We start from the raw sequence: 15,504 nt of genomic DNA on the forward strand, positions 1-15,504 counted from the left end.
ACATTCTGTATGTACCTCCCCAACCGACCGCCATGGCCTCTTTCAAAACAGGCCTGCAAATTCTCAATCAGTCCGCAATCAGCACGACCTTGACACTCTGAGTGCGGTCGGCGGCAAGTCGGAACGCATCGGGGGCCGAAGAAAGCGTGCGCTCCGCTGTCACCAGCTTCAGGACGTCCACCTCCCGCGACACGATGAGGTCGACTGCGCGACCGAACTCTGTACCGAAGCGGAAGGTGCCTTTGAGGTCGATCTCCTTGGCCATCACCGCATTGGCCGGCAGCGGGACCTGGCCACCGGGAAGATTGCCGACCTGGACCACCGTACCGCCGCGCCGGACGCTGGCGATCGCAGCGGCAAGGCCGGCCGCGCTGCCCGAAATCTCGAACGCCACATCGAGCGAACCGCCGGCCGAGAGCGCGTGAAGCTCGGCGCTACCGCCGGAAAGGTCGGTCGTGCTGTCAGCGCCAAGCCGGCGAGCGAAGGCGAGCGGCGCGGCGGCGATGTCGGCGACGGTCAGTTCAGCGCAGCCGGCAAGCCTGGCCGCGAGCATGGTCAAGAGACCGATGGGACCGGCACCGAACAGGACGACGTTGCGGCCTCTGATGTCGCCGGCCCGCGCGACGGCGTGCAGGCTGACCGCCAACGGCTCGGCAAGTGCGGCCGCCTGGTAGGCCACGTCAGATGGAACCTTGAAACATTGCGCGGGCGTGGCGTCGAACAGACTGGCAAAGCCGCCCTGCATATGCGGTGTCTTCGATGCCGAGCCCATGAAATAGATGTTTTCGCAGAGATTGGCGCGGCCTTCCAGACATCGCGCGCAATGCCCGCACCAGCGCGACGGATTGACCGCGACGTGGTCGCCGATGCCAAGGCCGGGCGCGGCGCCATTGATCTCGACGATTTCGCCGGCGATTTCATGGCCGAGGACAAGTGGCGAGGTGACAACGAAGTCGCCGGTGCGGGCATGGCGGAAATAATGCAGGTCGGAGCCGCAGATGCCCCCTGCCCCGAAGCGCACCCGCACCATGCCTGGTGCCAGCGGTTCGAGCGGACGCTCCACGACGCGCAGGTCCTGCGGGCCGAACAGCGTCGCGGCAATCACCTGGCCACTCACCGGATCAAGCCCATCTCGGTCGGCAGCCAGAGTGTGATGGCGGGTATGAAGGTGATCAGAAGCAGCGCCACGATAAGCGGCACCAACCACGGCAGGATCGCCATGGTGGTGCGCTCGACCGAAAGCTTGGCGACACGTGACAGCACGAACAGCACCATGCCGAGCGGTGGGTGCAAAAGCCCGATCATCAGGTTGAGCGTCATGATCAGCCCGAAATGCACCGGGTTGATGCCGTAGACGGCGGCGACCGGCAGCAGGATCGGCACCAGAATGGTGATCGCGGCGATCGTATCGAGGAAGCAGCCGACCACCAGCATCAGGATGTTGACCAGAATCAGGAAGACCCACTTGTTTTCGGTGAGCGCGAAGATGAAGGTCGAAAACAACTGTGCCGCCTGGCTGACGGTGAGCAGCCAGGCGAAGATCGATGCGGCGGTGACGATGAAGAGCACCGAAGCGGTCGTTTCGATCGTGTCGAAGCTGGCCTTGGCAAGCAAACGCAGCGTCATCGTGCGGTAGCGCACCAGGCCGAGGAAAAGCGACCAGATCACAGCCGCCATCGCCGCTTCGGTCGGCGTGAACCAGCCCATCGTCATGCCGCCGATCAGGATGACCGGCGTCATCAGCGCCATGACCGCGGAGAAGTCGAAATACCAGTCCGCCGCGATCAGCACCAGCAGCGCGATACCGACCGCGATGTTGATCGACAGGCCAAGTTGCACAAGCACGTAACAGCCAATCGGAAAGGCCGCCACCACCAGCACCTCGCCCGCCGCTTCAGCGAGCCGCCGAAGCTCGAAAGGTGTGTCGGAGCCCCAGCCGCGACTGTAGGCAAAGATGGCAACCGTAATCATCATCAGCACGGTCATGACCACGCCGGGCAGGATGCCGGCCATGAACAGCGCGCCAATCGAGACATTGGCCATCATGCCGTAGATGACGAAGGGCAGCGAGGGCGGGAAGATCGGCCCGAGCGTGGCGGAAGCGGCGGTGACGCCGACGGCGGCGTCGATCGGATAGCCGTGGTCCTTCATCGCCTTGATCTCGATGGTGCCGATGCCGGCGGCGTCGGCGAGCGCGGTGCCCGACATGCCGGAAAAGATCACCGATCCGATGATGTTGACCTGCGCCAGGCCGCCCTTCATCCAGCCGACCAGGGCAAGGGCGAAAGAATAGATGCGCCCGGTGACGCCGGCAATGTTCATGAGGTTGCCGGCCAGGATGAAGAAGGGAACGGCGAGCAGCGGAAAGCTCTCGACCCCGGCGATCATGCGCTGGGCCGCGATGATATCGGGCGCGACGCCGTAGATGACGAGGTAAAGGATCGAGGCGGCCGCCATCGAAACAGCGACCGGCACGCCGATGAGCATCAGGACAAGAAAGCCCCCTACCAGAAGCAGCATCGCTCAGACCCCCGCCGTCTCGAACGCACCGGGACGCTCGAGCACCGAATAGCCGCGCCTGTAATTGCCGACGAAGACCTGGATCGAGCGCAGAAGCATCAGCACGAAGCCAGCCAAGACGGCGTAGAAGAACCAGCGCCGCGGCAGGTTGACTGTGACCATGCGCTCATGCGCCACGATCATGACGTAGCGCCACATCAGCCATGTTCCGTAGGCGAAGAATGCGATGCGGATAATATCGACGGCGAGCGCCAGCCAACGGCCAACGCGCTCCGGCAGATAGTGGTAAAGCACGTCGACATGGATGTGGCGCGAAAGGCGCACGCACATGGCGGCGCCGAGAAAAACGACGACGACGAGCGCGTTGATGGCGATCTCCTCGGTCCAGGCAAAGCTGTTGTTCAGCGCATAACGGGTGAAGAACTGCAGGAAGACACACACGACCATGCCCCAGAACACGGCAAGCGTAATCCAGTCCTCAATGCCGTGGTCCGACAGGTCGACGTGTACCGGCACCTCCTCGAAGGCGTGGGCAATTTCTTCGACGGTGATCTCGGTGTGGTGTTCCTCGGCCATTGGCGCGGGCTCCCGAAGCTGGTGGGTCGTCAAGGATTGGAAAGGCCGTCCGGCGTAATTTTGAAGCCGGACGGATGGGCAGGTTAAAGCGGCGAATCCGATTGCCGCCCTATCCTCTTGATTGAGCATTCGATTTCCCGATGCCCTACTTGATGGCGCGGATCGCTTCCCAATCGGCCTTGTTGTAGCCGAATTCCTCGAAGGTGACCTTCTCCAGCACATTCTTCTCGAAGTCGGCACGGTCGACATCGGTTACGGTGATGCCGCGGTCCTTGAATACCTGCACCAGTTCCTTTTCGCGGGCGACGATCTTCGCCGTGGCGCGGGCGGCAGCCTCCTGCATCACCTCGGTGAAGATCTTCTTGTCCTCGTCGGAAAGCGAGGCCCAGCGCGACGCCGATACGATGGTGTTGAGATGATCGACGATATGGCCGGTGAGCACGATGTTCTTCTGCACCTCGTAGAATTTCTTCGCCTCGATGGTGGTCAGCGGGTTCTCCTGGGCCTCGACCGTGCCGTTCTGCAGGGCGAGATAGACCTCGGCGAAGGCAATCGGCGCGGTGTTGGCGCCGCAGGCACGCGGCATGGCTAGATAGGCGGGCACGTCGGGGACGCGCATCTTCAAGCCCCGCATGTCGGAGCACTTGGCGATCGGCCGGTTCGAGGTGGTCTGCCGCGTTCCATAATAGGTGGTGGCGGCGATGTGATTGCCGGTCTTGTCCTCGTAGCCCTTGGTCAGGGCCTTGTAGACGTCGCTCTTGGTGTATTTCAGCAGATGGTCGGCATCGCGGAAAGTATATGGGAAATAGGTGACGCCGATCGGTGGATATTCGCGCGCTGCGAAGCTCGATCCGGAAATGATGATATCGACGGTGCCGAGCATCAGGCCCTGGTTGATGTCTGCTTCCTTGCCAAGCTGCGAGGCCGGATAGACGTCGATGGCGTAGCGGCCCTGGGTGCGCTTCTTGATCTCGTCGGCCGCCCACACGGATTCGGTGTGGAAGGGCTCCGTCGTCTCGTAGACATGTGCCCATTTCAGGACCGTTTCCGCCGAGGCCGACGCCATGGGTATGGCAATTGCGGCGATCGCACCGAGCAGAACTGCGTATTTTCTCAACATCTAATTCCTCCCTGGTTGGATTTGACGGCCGGATCTCCCCCCGGCCAACTGCTATTCCGCAACCTCCTTGGCTGCGGCTCTCTCATCGAAATTGCGTGAGAATCTGATTTGCGACTGGCGCAGATGCTGCTGCATGGCGGCCTTGGCCCGCTCGGGGTCGCGCGCGGCAATCGCATCGCGCACGGCACGATGCTCCTTTGCCGCGATCTGCCAGGAATCGTTGGTCTCGAAATAGATCGACAGGCGTTCGAAGTACGGGTTCATGCGCTGGTCGAAAAGCTCGCCGATGAAGCGCACCAGCACCGCGTTCTCGAGAATGCCGGCGACTGCAGTATGGAATTCCCGGTCGAGCGTAATGGTCATCTTGTTGGGGTGACGCATGGCCTCCATCCGGCGCAGCACGTCGTCGAGCCGTTCGATATCTGCAGGCCGGACATGGAGGGCCGCTTCGGCGGCGATCGCGCCTTCGACGAATTCGCGCGCGCGCAACAGCTCGAACGGGCCTTCCTCGATTTCGGGTTCGGAGGCGGCGGCGGTCGGCGGATCGGTGACGTAGATGCCCGAGCCGACGCGGATGCGTATGCGGCCTTCGACCTCCAGCGCTATCAGCGCTTCACGGACCGTCGGGCGGGAAATTCCGAGCTGGTCGGCCAGATCCCGCTCGGTCGGCAGACGGTCGCCGACGGAAAACTCGCCGGCATCGATCACCTGCCTGAGCTGATCGGCGACCTGTCGGTATAGCCGGCGTGGTTCAACGGCCTGGATCGGCATGCGCGTCTAATTCCCTCCCCGGCTCGCCCCTGGTACATTGGTCTGACCCATTGACCGCAAGCTTAGACGGACGATGCAGAGAGTCAAGCTCGACAGAACCGCGGCCCGCGCAGCGGAAGGCGGCGGCATTGCGCAGGCATTCCATGCGTCAGCGCCGTCCTCCGCGAATGACCAGGACGTTCCCGGCGGCGACGAGGACGAGCCCGATGATCGCGTAAGCGGTCCAGGCATAGCCTTCCAGCGCCGTGGAGATCAAAAGCGCAAAGACGGGAAATATGACGGTCGCATAACCGGCGCGGGCGCCGCCAATGCGTCCGAGCAACGTCAGGTAGGCGGCGAAAGCCATGACCGTTGATATGACGGCGAGGAAGACCAGCGAGCCGATATAGGAAGCGGTCGTCGCGAACACGAACGGCTCGCCGAGGATGAAGGCCAGGAACGCCGACCACAGAGTGCCATAGAGCATGCCCCAGGCGCTGGTTGAAACGAGCGGCAGGCCGCGGCGCTGGTTTGCGACGGAGACGAGATTACCGGCGCAGAAGCTCAGCGTGCCACAGAGGCACAGCAGAAGGCCCACCAACGTCCTGCCTGAAAGCCCGTTCGCGGCAATTTCGGGAAAGAACATCAGCGCTATGCCGGCGAAGCCAATAACGCCGCCGGCGAGAATGCGCGGCGCCGGGCGCTCGCCGATGACCAAGGCACCGAGCAGCATGTTGATGACCGAGGCGAGCGAGAAGACGACCGAGAGCAATCCGCTGACGAGATAGCCGGCGCCGTAATAGAAAAACAGGAAGTTCGATGAGAAGATGAGGATGCCGAGCACAGCAAAGCGCAGATGATCGGTGATCGGAAAGCGGAGCCGCCCGCCGGAAAAACCCGCCCAGGCAAACATCAGCAGCGTGGCGATGGCGAAGCGCCAGACCAGATTGACCTCGTTCGATACGCCGCTGCCGACCTGAAGTTCGATCGCGAACCACGATGCGCTCCAGGCGATGACCGTCAGCGCGTAAAGCCCGTAGTCGACGGGTTCGAAGGGGCGGTCGCGCGTCGTCGTGCGCTTTTCCGCGGTAGCCGGCTCCGGGGCGCCGTTTGGTTCTCTTGTTACCGACATGCTGGCCAAGACTCTTCCGCTCATAAGGCGCTTATAGACCAACCGTCCGCCTTCGCCGCTTCTGACCCCAGACGACGAGACCGAGCAACAGCAGTGCCGGGATGGCGAACCAATAGCGCGACGGCCGTTCCGCAGGGACTAGCACCTGATTGATTTCGTCGCCCGGCTGCAGGCCGAATTTGGCCGCCTGGCTGCCCAGTCGCACCACGCCGACCGTCACGTTATCGCCAAGCGCACTGACGTCCAAGCCCGCGGCCTTCAGGCGTTCGGCCGATGAATTTCCAGGCCCGAGTTGTAGCCGCACCAGCTTCGATATCTCATCGCCGTTGAGGTTCAGTGTCGTCAGGCGCAAGCGAACTGCGCCCCCCTCGGCTGTCTCGTCGACGATACGGCCGAGTTCGGAGGCAGGCACTGCCCGATAGGGTTCGCTCACCTGATCGAGCAAGAGTCCCGGCCTGAACAAGATGAAACAGGCCAGCAGCAACGCAATCGTCTCGTACCAGCGGTTGCGCACGAGCATCCAATTCTGCGTCGCTGCTACAAACGAGACCATGGCCAGCGTCGACGTCACCACCATCGCGACGAAGTCGAACGGACCTTCGAGATCGATCATCAGCAGTCCGGTGTTGAAGATGAAGATGAACGGCAGCAGGCCGGTACGGATCTCGTATTTGAAACCCTGAATCCCGGTCTTCACCGGATCGGCGCCGGAAATTGCCGCAGCAGCATAAGCCGCCAGCCCCACTGGCGGCGTCACGTCTGCCATCAGCCCGAAATAGAAAACGAACATGTGGACGGCGACCAGCGGCACGGCAAGATCGTTCTGCGCCGCCAAATCGACGATGACCGGCGCCATCAAGGTGGCGACGACGACATAGCTTGCAGTGGTCGGCATGCCCATGCCGAGAATGATGCAGATCACCGCGGTGAACAAGAGCATGACGATGAAGCTGCCGCCCGAGATGAATTCGACCAGCTCGGTCATCACCAGCCCGATGCCCGTGAGCAGAACCGTGCCGACGATGATGCCGGCCGTCGCAGTGGCAATGCCGACCGTCGTCATGTTCCGTGCAGCGGCGGACAGGCCACCGACCAGATCGTCGAAACCGCGAAGCCAATGCCGTGCCAGCGCACGGTCCTTGCGGAAAAAGGCGGTGAGCGGCCGTTGCGTCACGATCAGCGCCATCAGGGCGACAGCGCCCCAGAATGCCGACAGGCCGGGCGACAGCTCCTCCACCATCAGGCACCAGATCAGCAGGATCACCGGCAGCAGAAAATGCAGGCCGGTGCGCGCCGTCTCGCCGAAATGCGGAATCCTTACGATCTCGCCCTCCAGATCCTCCAGCGGCAGGTCGGGATAGCGCGCACGGTAGGCGACAAGGCCGATGTAGACGGCGATCAGCGCGGCAGTGATCATCCAGGTCGCGGCCGCGCCGAAAACGATCTTCGTCCAGCCAATGCCGTAATAGACAAGCCCTGCGAGGACGATGAAGCCGCATATGCCCATCAGCCCACGCAGCGCACCCTGAAATGCGGAGTGCGTGCTGCGTGACGGCAGGCCCTTCATCCCCGTCTTCATCGCCTCGATATCGACGATGTAGAACAACGAGCCGTAGGTCAGCAGCGCTGGATAGAAGGCATGCTTGACCACCTCGGCATAGGAGATGCCGACATATTCCGCGATCAGGAACGCGGCGGCGCCCATCACCGGAGGCATCAGCTGACCATTGACGCCGGCCGCGCATTCGATGGCGCCCGCCTTCACCGCAGAATATCCGACCCGGCGCATCAGCGGGATGGTGAAGGTTCCGGTGGTCACGACATTGGCGATCGACGACCCAGAAATCATGCCGGTCAGGCCGGAAGCCACGACACCGGCCTTGGCCGGACCGCCGCGGTATTTGCCGAGCAGCGAGAAGGCAAGCTGGATGAAAAAGCCGCCGGCGCCGGCGCGCTCCAGCAATGTTCCGAACAGAACGAACATGAAGACGACATTGGTGGACACACCGAGGGCAACACCGAAGACCCCCTCCGACGTCAGCCACATCTGCGAGGCTGCGCGCGATAACGTCGCGCCCTTGTGGCCGAGCAGGCCAGGTAGGTGAGGCCCGGCGAAGATATAGATCAGCATGATCGCCGCGATGACGGTGATAGCAGGCCCGACGGCGCGACGCGCGGCCTCGAGCAGGATGAGGACGCCGGCGATCGAGACGACCAGGTCAGCCGTAGTCGGAAGACCCGGCCGATGGGCGATATCGCTGTAAAAAACCAACAGATAGAGGGCGGACGCCGCCCCGGCGATGCCTAGCACCCAGTCGGGCGGCGGCACCCGGCTGCGCGACGAGGTCTTGAAGGCCGGAAACGTCAGCATCGCCAGAAACAGGGCGAAGGCCAGATGAATGGAGCGGGCGATGCCGTCGCTGACAACTCCAAAATTGAGCATGAACGGAAGGGGCGAGGCATACCAGAGCTGGAACAGCGACCATGCCAGCGATACGCCGAGGATCAGCTTCGCGGTGCGGCCGGTCGGCTTGCGCCCACCGGTGTCGGCCTCGGCGACGATCTCGCTGAGCTTGTCAATGTCGATAACGGGTTGGTCAGGCGCTGCCGCCCGCTGGCTTTGATCTGTCATCGTTCCCCACAATTATTTGCGATGCGAGGTGCCCGTTGCGCCTCGCATCGGAGGCCTCAGAGCCAGCCCTTTTCCTTGTAGTAGCGCTCCGCGCCCGGATGTACCGGCGCCGACAGACCGGTCTTGATCATCTCCTTGGGATCGAGATTGGCGAAGGCCGGATGCAGTTTCTTGAAGTCGTCGAAATTTTCGAAGACCGACTTCACCAGTTCGTAGACCACCTCATCGGGCGTGCTGGCGTTCGCCACGACAGTGGCGCGGACGCCGAATGTCTTCACGTCGTCCGGATTGTTGGCGTACATGCCGCCCTTGATGGTGGCGACTGAAAAGTAGGGATGGGCTGCTAACAGCGCGTCCACTGCCGGACCGGTCAGTGGGATGAGTTTGGCGCCACAGGCCGTGGTCGGATCCTGGATCGCGGCGGAAGGATGACCGACGCCATAGAAGAAACCATCGATCTTGTTGTCGCACAGCGCGCTGCCCTGCTCGTCCGCCTTCAGCTCAGCGGCAAGCGAGAAATCGCCGAGCGTCCAGCCAATCTGCTTGAGCAATTCCTCCATCGACGAGCGGGTGCCTGATCCGGGATTGCCGACGTTGAAGCGTTTGCCTTTGAAGTCCTCGAATTTGGTGACGCGGGCGTCCGGCCGCGCCAGCACGGTAAACGGCTCGGGATGGACGGAGAACACGGCCCGCAGATCCTTGAACGGCTTGCCGTCGAAATTTCCAGTCCCCTCATAGGCCTGGTACTGGACGTCCGATTGGGTCAAGCCGAAATCGAGGTCGCCGGTCTGGATGGAGTTGACGTTGAAGACGGAACCGCCGGTCGACTCGGTCGAGCATCGGATGCCGGTTTTCTGCCGGTCCTTGTTCATCAGTCGGCAAATGGCGCCGCCCACAGCGTAGTAGACGCCGGTGACCCCGCCGGTGCCGACCGTGACGAAGCGCTGCTCGGCTCCGACGGATGGCAGCGCCAGCAGCATGCAGGCCGCCGCGCCGATCAGGGTTTTCATCGAACTATACATGGTTGCTACCTCTCTGGTGGTTGTCCCGGCCCGTCGCCGATGACGCGTTGGAATTGGGTTGAGACGATCCGCGTCGTGCGGGTCAGGCCGCTGAAGCGATCGCAGCGTCGATCGCCTCACCGAGCCGTTCGACTATCCGATCGATATCCTGTTTGGAGATGATGAAAGGCGGCGCCACAAGCACATGAACGCCGCGCACACCGTCAATCGTCCCGGCCATCGGGTAAATCATCAGGCCGCGGGCCATTGCTTCGCGCTTGATGCGGGCGTTGAGTTCAAGCCTCTGGTCGAACGGCTCCTTGGTGGCGCGATCAACCACCAGCTCGATTCCCCTAAACAGACCCCGCCCGCGAATGTTGCCGACGTGATGGTGGTTATCGAAGCGTTGGTGCAGGCGTTCGTCCAGCTGCGCGCCCATTGCGCTGACGTTGTCGAGCAGACGGTCACGTCGGATGACCTCCTGCACGGCAAGGCCGGCCGCGGCCGCCATTGGATGCCCCATATAGGTATGCCCATGCTGGAAGAAGCCCGAGCCTTGGGCAAAGGCGTCGAAGATATGCCTGCCAAGCAGCACCGCGCCAATCGGCTGGTAGCCGCCGCCGAGCCCCTTGGCGACGGTCAGCAGGTCGGGAGTGATGCCGTCCTGTTCGCACGCATGCAGCGTGCCGGTACGGCCCATGCCGCACATCACTTCGTCGAGGATGAGCAGCACGCCGTAGCGGTCGCAGATCGCGCGAATGTGCTTGAAATAATTGGCAACCGGCGGCACGGCGCCGAGTGTGGCACCCACCACCGGCTCGGCGACAAAGGCGATGACCTCGTCCGGGCCGAGTTCGAGGATCTTGTCTTCGAGCTGCTGGGCGGCGCGCGCCGCATAGGCTTCGTCGCTTTCGCCATGCTTTTGATAGCGATAGGCGTAACAGGGGTCGATGTGATGGGTCTCGATCAGCAACGGCCTGAATTGGGCGCGCCGCCATTCATTGCCGCCGGTGGCGAGAGCACCGAGCGTATTGCCGTGATAACTCTGCCGGCGTGCGATGAGATGGCGCCGTTGCGGTTCGCCTTTCTCGACAAAATATTGCCTGGCCATCTTGAGCGCGGCCTCGACCGCCTCCGAGCCGCCGCTGACCAGATAGACATGGTCCAACCCTTCCGGCGCGTCCTCGACCAGCCGATCTGCCAAGCGCTCCGCCACCTCGGTGGTGAAGAAGCTGGTGTGAGCGTAGGCGATGCGGTCAAGCTGGGTGTGCAGTGCAGCGATCACGTCGGGATGACCGTGGCCGAGACAGGACACGGCGGCGCCGCCCGACGCGTCGATATAGGACTTGCCCTCGGCATCGAACAGTTCGATGCCTTGGCCGCGAATGGCGATCGGCAGCGTCGAGTGGATGGTTCGATGAAGAATGTGTGTCATCGACGGTCCCTCATGGGCATTTTCTTCGGCGGACGTTGGTTCAGATGGGTCTTGAGGGCGGCGCCCTGCTCATCGAAACGTCGCAGCGACTCAACAGCGCCCTCGCCTGCCTGCCCTGCGACAAGAGCACCGAGGACCTCCGCAACGATGAAAGCTGGCGTCATGGTGTGGAAAAAGGACGGGCTGCCCGTCGGCACGATGACCAGGTGATCGGCAAGCAGCGCCAAGGGCGCTACCCCGCTGTCGGTGATCGCAATGACCGGTACGCCGCGGCCGGCAGCATACTCGACAAGCTCGATGGTGAAGCGCGTGTAGGGCAGGACGCTGGCGGCGACAAGCACGTCGTCCTTGGTCGCGTGGGCCAGAGCGTCGCCGTCGGTTCCGCCGATGCCGTGCAGCAGCACCGACTTCTCGCCGATCAGCGACAGGATGTAATGCAGATGCCAGGCCACTGCGTGGCTCGAGCGCAGGCCGAGGCAATAGACGCGCCTTGCCGCACTCAGCGCCCTGGCCGTGCCGACCAGACGGTCGATCGACCTGCTTTCGGCGAGATGGGCAAGCTGGCTGGAAATTGAATCCAGAATATCGGCCGCCAGCGCGTGGTCGCCCTTGAGCTTTTGGCTGGCCACCTGGAGGCCCGCCTTGCCGGCAAAACCGATTTCGCCGTCCCGGATCGCGGCGGCGTAGATATCGCGTACGGTCTCGTAGCCATCAAGGCCGAGATGCTGGGCCAGCCGCGTCATCGTGGCCGGCTGCACTCCCGCGTGCCGGGCCTGCTCCCGCATGGACAACAACGCGACATCATACGGCTTATCAAGGACATAGCGCGCGGCGGACCGAAGCTGCGCCGACATGCCGTCGAAGGCACTGACGATCTGTCCAGCAAGCTCTCCCTGATCCATGGATATTGCTAGCTCGCCAGACCAGCGATTGCAACGTTTGTTTCAGTGTGGTCAAAGATTGATTCATATGAATCTTGTCACTCACAGAGCGTCTCCATGAAGCCGGCCCATGGTCTCGATCGCGTCGCCATAGCTGTCGCGCCGAACGGGGGACGTCGCAGCAAGGCCGACCATCCGGCGATTCCGCTGACACCAGCCGAACTTGCGCGGACGGCCGCGGAATGCGCCGATGCCGGTGCGGCTATGATCCACGTCCATGTCCGCGACAGAAGCGGCAATCATCTGCTCGACGCCGACGCCTACCGCCAGGCGATCGCCGCCATCCGCGGTGCCGCCGGCGACCGCTTGGTAGTTCAGATCACTTCCGAAGCACTCAGTATCTATTCGCCGGCCCAGCAGATGGCCGTCGTACAAGATGTGAAGCCGCAAGCTGTCTCCCTGGCGCTTCGCGAAATCGTTCCTGATGCCGGATCGGAGCTCGCATTCGCGCGCTTCATGGCCTGGCTGCGCACCGAGGGAGTAGCGCCGCAGATCATCCTCTATTCGCCCGAGGAGGCCGTCAGGCTTTCGGACATGCAGCAGCGCGGACTGATCCCCTGGGCAAGCATACCGGTTCTCTACGTGCTGGGCCGCTACACGCCGGGACAGACGTCCGTTCCTGCCGATCTCCTGCCATTCCTCGCGGCGAACACGCCGCGCTTCGACCATTGGAGCGTCTGCGCCTTCGGCCGCAACGAAGCGGCGTGCGTGATCGCCGCCGCGTTGCTTGGCGGCCATATCCGGGTCGGCTTCGAAAACAATCTCTTCCTTCCGGACGGCAGAATAGCTTCGTCCAACGCCGAACCCGTAGCGACGGTCGCACGCATACTCGCCGACTGCGGCGTCAAGATCGCCTCGGCCGCCGAGTTGGCGGCTCAATGGAACGCGCCGTTTCGTTCCATATGACAAACCAAAGCCTATTTTCGGCGGCAAGCTCGCGTAAGGCATAGAGAGGCGGCTGCAATGTCATCGCCACGGAAGAACGACGTGTCCCCGCCTACGGCGCGGCGATTGCAACAACAGTGCCGGTCGTTGTAACCATTCCGGCCGCTTGATTTTGGAGGAGACGCAGCATGGACCGATTCACCGGCGGGTGCCTGTGTGGCAACGTCCGAATTGTCGCGTCGGGGCGCCCATACCGGGTCGGCCTTTGCCACTGTCTCGACTGCCGCAAGCATCATGGCGCCCTTTTTCACGCTTCCGCGATATTTCCTGAGGATGCGGTGACGATCGACGGCGAAACACGCGACTATGCCGGGCGGTTTTTCTGTCCGCGCTGCGGCTCGTCGATTTTCGGACGCACCGCCGACGAAATCGAAGTGAACCTGGGATCCCTGGATGCGCCTGACCAACTGATGCCGACCTACGAAAGCTGGATCGTCCGTCGCGAGTCCTGGTTGCCGCCGTTTCCGCTCACCAGACGATACGAGCGCGATCGTGACGCCACGGGTTGCTTTGAGGAATAGGTCGCACGAACGGTGCGACGGCGCCGGCGCGTCACTCCGGAAGGCCGGCCTTGCGGAAGCCGTCAACGAAATGCTCAAGCGTCGCAGCGTCGCGGAATGGCTCCGTCGTCGCCCAGTGCCGGGTTGTGAAATGCGGGTTGCCGACGAGGAACAGTTCGACCTCTGCACGCGCCTCGTCGAGCCGGCCGAGTTGGGCAAGGCTTGCCGCCAGGAAACGGCGTGAGCTTGTACGATAAGTCTCGTCCCTGCGCAGTGTCTCGACAGCAGCCTCGTATTCGCGGGCCGCGTATTGCGCCTGCCCGAGCGTCAGATAATACCAACTTGCCGGAAACGGGTTCAGCCGGAAGGCCTTGCGGATGTGCTCAAGGCCCTCCTCGACCTGCCCCGCCAAGATCGCGATGTCGGACAGTGCCGCCCAGGCATCGGCCTCGTTCGGGTCGAGCTCGATGGCCTTGGCGAATTCCGCATCCGCCTCGGCGAAGCTGCGCTCATAGGCAAGCAGGTAAGCCAAGACCCAGCGGCAGCCGGCATCGTTGGGATCGATCGCCACGGCTTTGCGCGCCAGCTCCAAAGCAACGCTACGGGACGTTTCGGTTGGTCCGCCGGAATGCACCCATCCCATCCAGTGGTTCATGGCAAGCCAGCGATAGGCCTCGGCGTATTCCGGATCGAGCGAAACCGCGCGGGTGAGCATCAGATGCGCTTCCCGCGCCGTCTGCGGCGAATCATCCATCAGCTTGCGCGCCCGCACGCAGAGATCGTAGGCCTCGAGATTTTTGGGCCGATTGCGCGGCGCTGGTGCGCGTAGCCGGCCGAGCAGCGCCTCGACGATCTTGCCGGTGACCTCGTCCTGAACGGCAAAAATATCTTCCAGGCTGCGATCGAAGCGTTCCGCCCATAGATGATCGCCGCTCGTCGCGTCGACCAGTTGTGCATTGATGCGCACCTGCCCGGCGGCGCGTCTTGCGCTTCCCTCCAGCAGGTAGCGCACGCCAAGCTCCCCAGCGATCCCGCGCACGTCCATCGCCTTTCCTTTGTAGGCGAAGGCCGAGTTGCGTGCGATAACGAACAGGCCGGAGATCCTCGACAGATCCGTGATCAGGTCTTCGGTCAGCCCATCGGCGAAGGATTCCTGCTCGGGATCGCTGCTGACATTAACGAAAGGCAGAACGGCTATCGATGGTTTGCCGGGTAGCGGCAAAGGTCTTCGCTTGGCGCCGCCGAGCTGTTCGACGGCGCCCGTGAAGCGGTAGCCGATGCGCGGAACCGTGACGATCCATTCACCGCCGTCGGCGGCCGGACCAAGCAGCTTCCGCAGCAGCGCTATCTGGACGGTAAGGTTGCCCTCCTCGACGGCGGTGCCCGGCCACGCCGCGTCCATCAACTCAGCCTTGCTCAGGATTTCGCCGGACCGTCCGACGAGCGCCGCAAGCAGCTTTAGCCCGCGGTAGCCAACGGCAACGGGGACACCGTTCCGGAGGAGCGTTCCCGCGCCCGGATCAAGCGCGAACGGTCCAAAGGCAAAGCGCGATCCCTGCATACGGCGCATCTATAGCCCGTTTGGAAGTTTTGAGAACTATTTGGGAGAGCTTAATTACGGCGCTGTTCGTATCCTGCAGAATTCCTCCTCTTTCAGGTCGAGGGTCCTCCCAAATCGTATTGGACCTCAAACCATATGGAGGTTTGCCATGAACGATATTCCCACCTTTGCCTCGGGCCAGCATAAGGCAGCTCGGCTGGCGGAAGTGTCGCGTCGGCACTACAGCCTGGCGACGCTGCAAAGCATTGTCGCGACCTGGCGCGAGCAGACACGCTTTCGCTGGGACCTCAAGCTATTGGCGGAGACCAATCCCCATCTGATCGACGATATCGGCCTGACGAAAAGGCAGGCCGAGGAAGAGATCGCCAAGCTGCCCTTCTGGCAACGATAA

At 62.7% G+C, this 15,504-nt stretch carries 14 protein-coding genes; 3 read left to right on the forward strand and 11 right to left on the reverse strand.

The window, feature by feature from the left end; genetic code table 11:
* Window positions 1-67: 67 nt before the first annotated feature.
* From NKH89_RS04460 to NKH89_RS04505, 10 genes are all read right to left on the reverse strand, one after another.
* On the reverse strand, window positions 68-1,117 hold the full coding sequence (locus tag NKH89_RS04460) for an L-idonate 5-dehydrogenase (protein WP_352547647.1): 1,050 nt from the start codon (window positions 1,115-1,117) through the stop codon (window positions 68-70).
* Window positions 1,114-2,520: a TRAP transporter large permease gene (locus NKH89_RS04465; RefSeq protein WP_352639198.1), complete on the reverse strand. Its 1,407-nt coding sequence runs from the start codon at window positions 2,518-2,520 to the stop codon at window positions 1,114-1,116. The genes NKH89_RS04460 and NKH89_RS04465 overlap by 4 nt, the downstream gene beginning before the upstream one ends.
* Window positions 2,521-2,523: 3 nt before the next feature.
* A complete protein-coding gene (locus NKH89_RS04470; protein WP_352639197.1) occupies window positions 2,524-3,096 on the reverse strand; it encodes a TRAP transporter small permease in 573 nt (190 codons plus the stop codon).
* A gap of 145 nt (window positions 3,097-3,241) precedes the next feature.
* Complete coding sequence (locus tag NKH89_RS04475) at window positions 3,242-4,216, reverse strand: sialic acid TRAP transporter substrate-binding protein SiaP (protein ID WP_502896870.1); 975 nt, start codon at window positions 4,214-4,216, stop codon at window positions 3,242-3,244.
* A 51-nt stretch (window positions 4,217-4,267) separates the two neighbouring features.
* The gene (locus NKH89_RS04480) at window positions 4,268-4,987 is read right to left on the reverse strand and encodes a FadR/GntR family transcriptional regulator (protein WP_352639196.1); all 720 of its coding nucleotides are present in this window, start codon (window positions 4,985-4,987) and stop codon (window positions 4,268-4,270) included.
* Between the two features lie 148 nt (window positions 4,988-5,135).
* Complete coding sequence (locus NKH89_RS04485) at window positions 5,136-6,098, reverse strand: DMT family transporter (RefSeq protein ID WP_352908443.1); 963 nt, start codon at window positions 6,096-6,098, stop codon at window positions 5,136-5,138.
* Window positions 6,099-6,129: 31 nt separating this feature from the next.
* Entirely contained in the window at window positions 6,130-8,730 is a 2,601-nt protein-coding gene (locus NKH89_RS04490) for a TRAP transporter permease (RefSeq protein WP_023717037.1), read from the reverse strand.
* 56 nt (window positions 8,731-8,786) lie between these two features.
* Window positions 8,787-9,740: a TAXI family TRAP transporter solute-binding subunit gene (locus tag NKH89_RS04495; protein ID WP_051409598.1), complete on the reverse strand. Its 954-nt coding sequence runs from the start codon at window positions 9,738-9,740 to the stop codon at window positions 8,787-8,789.
* Between the two features lie 94 nt (window positions 9,741-9,834).
* Entirely contained in the window at window positions 9,835-11,166 is a 1,332-nt protein-coding gene (locus tag NKH89_RS04500; RefSeq protein ID WP_352589094.1) for an aspartate aminotransferase family protein, read from the reverse strand.
* Complete coding sequence (locus NKH89_RS04505; RefSeq protein ID WP_352589091.1) at window positions 11,163-12,068, reverse strand: MurR/RpiR family transcriptional regulator; 906 nt, start codon at window positions 12,066-12,068, stop codon at window positions 11,163-11,165. The genes NKH89_RS04500 and NKH89_RS04505 overlap by 4 nt, the downstream gene beginning before the upstream one ends.
* A 96-nt stretch (window positions 12,069-12,164) precedes the next feature.
* On the opposite strand from NKH89_RS04505, the gene NKH89_RS04510 reads away from it, so the two are divergent.
* Both NKH89_RS04510 and NKH89_RS04515 read left to right on the forward strand, forming a co-directional pair.
* On the forward strand, window positions 12,165-13,013 hold the full coding sequence (locus NKH89_RS04510; RefSeq protein WP_352589088.1) for a beta-keto acid cleavage family enzyme: 849 nt from the start codon (window positions 12,165-12,167) through the stop codon (window positions 13,011-13,013).
* Window positions 13,014-13,180: 167 nt separating this feature from the next.
* Window positions 13,181-13,573: a GFA family protein gene (locus NKH89_RS04515; RefSeq protein ID WP_352908444.1), complete on the forward strand. Its 393-nt coding sequence runs from the start codon at window positions 13,181-13,183 to the stop codon at window positions 13,571-13,573.
* Between the two features lie 31 nt (window positions 13,574-13,604).
* Here NKH89_RS04515 and NKH89_RS04520 read toward each other — a convergent pair whose 3' ends face one another.
* On the reverse strand, window positions 13,605-15,113 hold the full coding sequence (locus NKH89_RS04520) for a winged helix-turn-helix domain-containing tetratricopeptide repeat protein (protein WP_352589257.1): 1,509 nt from the start codon (window positions 15,111-15,113) through the stop codon (window positions 13,605-13,607).
* Between the two features lie 148 nt (window positions 15,114-15,261).
* On the opposite strand from NKH89_RS04520, the gene NKH89_RS04525 reads away from it, so the two are divergent.
* On the forward strand, window positions 15,262-15,504 hold the full coding sequence (locus NKH89_RS04525; protein ID WP_352908445.1) for a DUF1127 domain-containing protein: 243 nt from the start codon (window positions 15,262-15,264) through the stop codon (window positions 15,502-15,504).

It is taken from the genome of Mesorhizobium sp. M0923 (assembly GCF_040319365.1).
Taxonomy (GTDB): domain Bacteria; phylum Pseudomonadota; class Alphaproteobacteria; order Rhizobiales; family Rhizobiaceae; genus Mesorhizobium.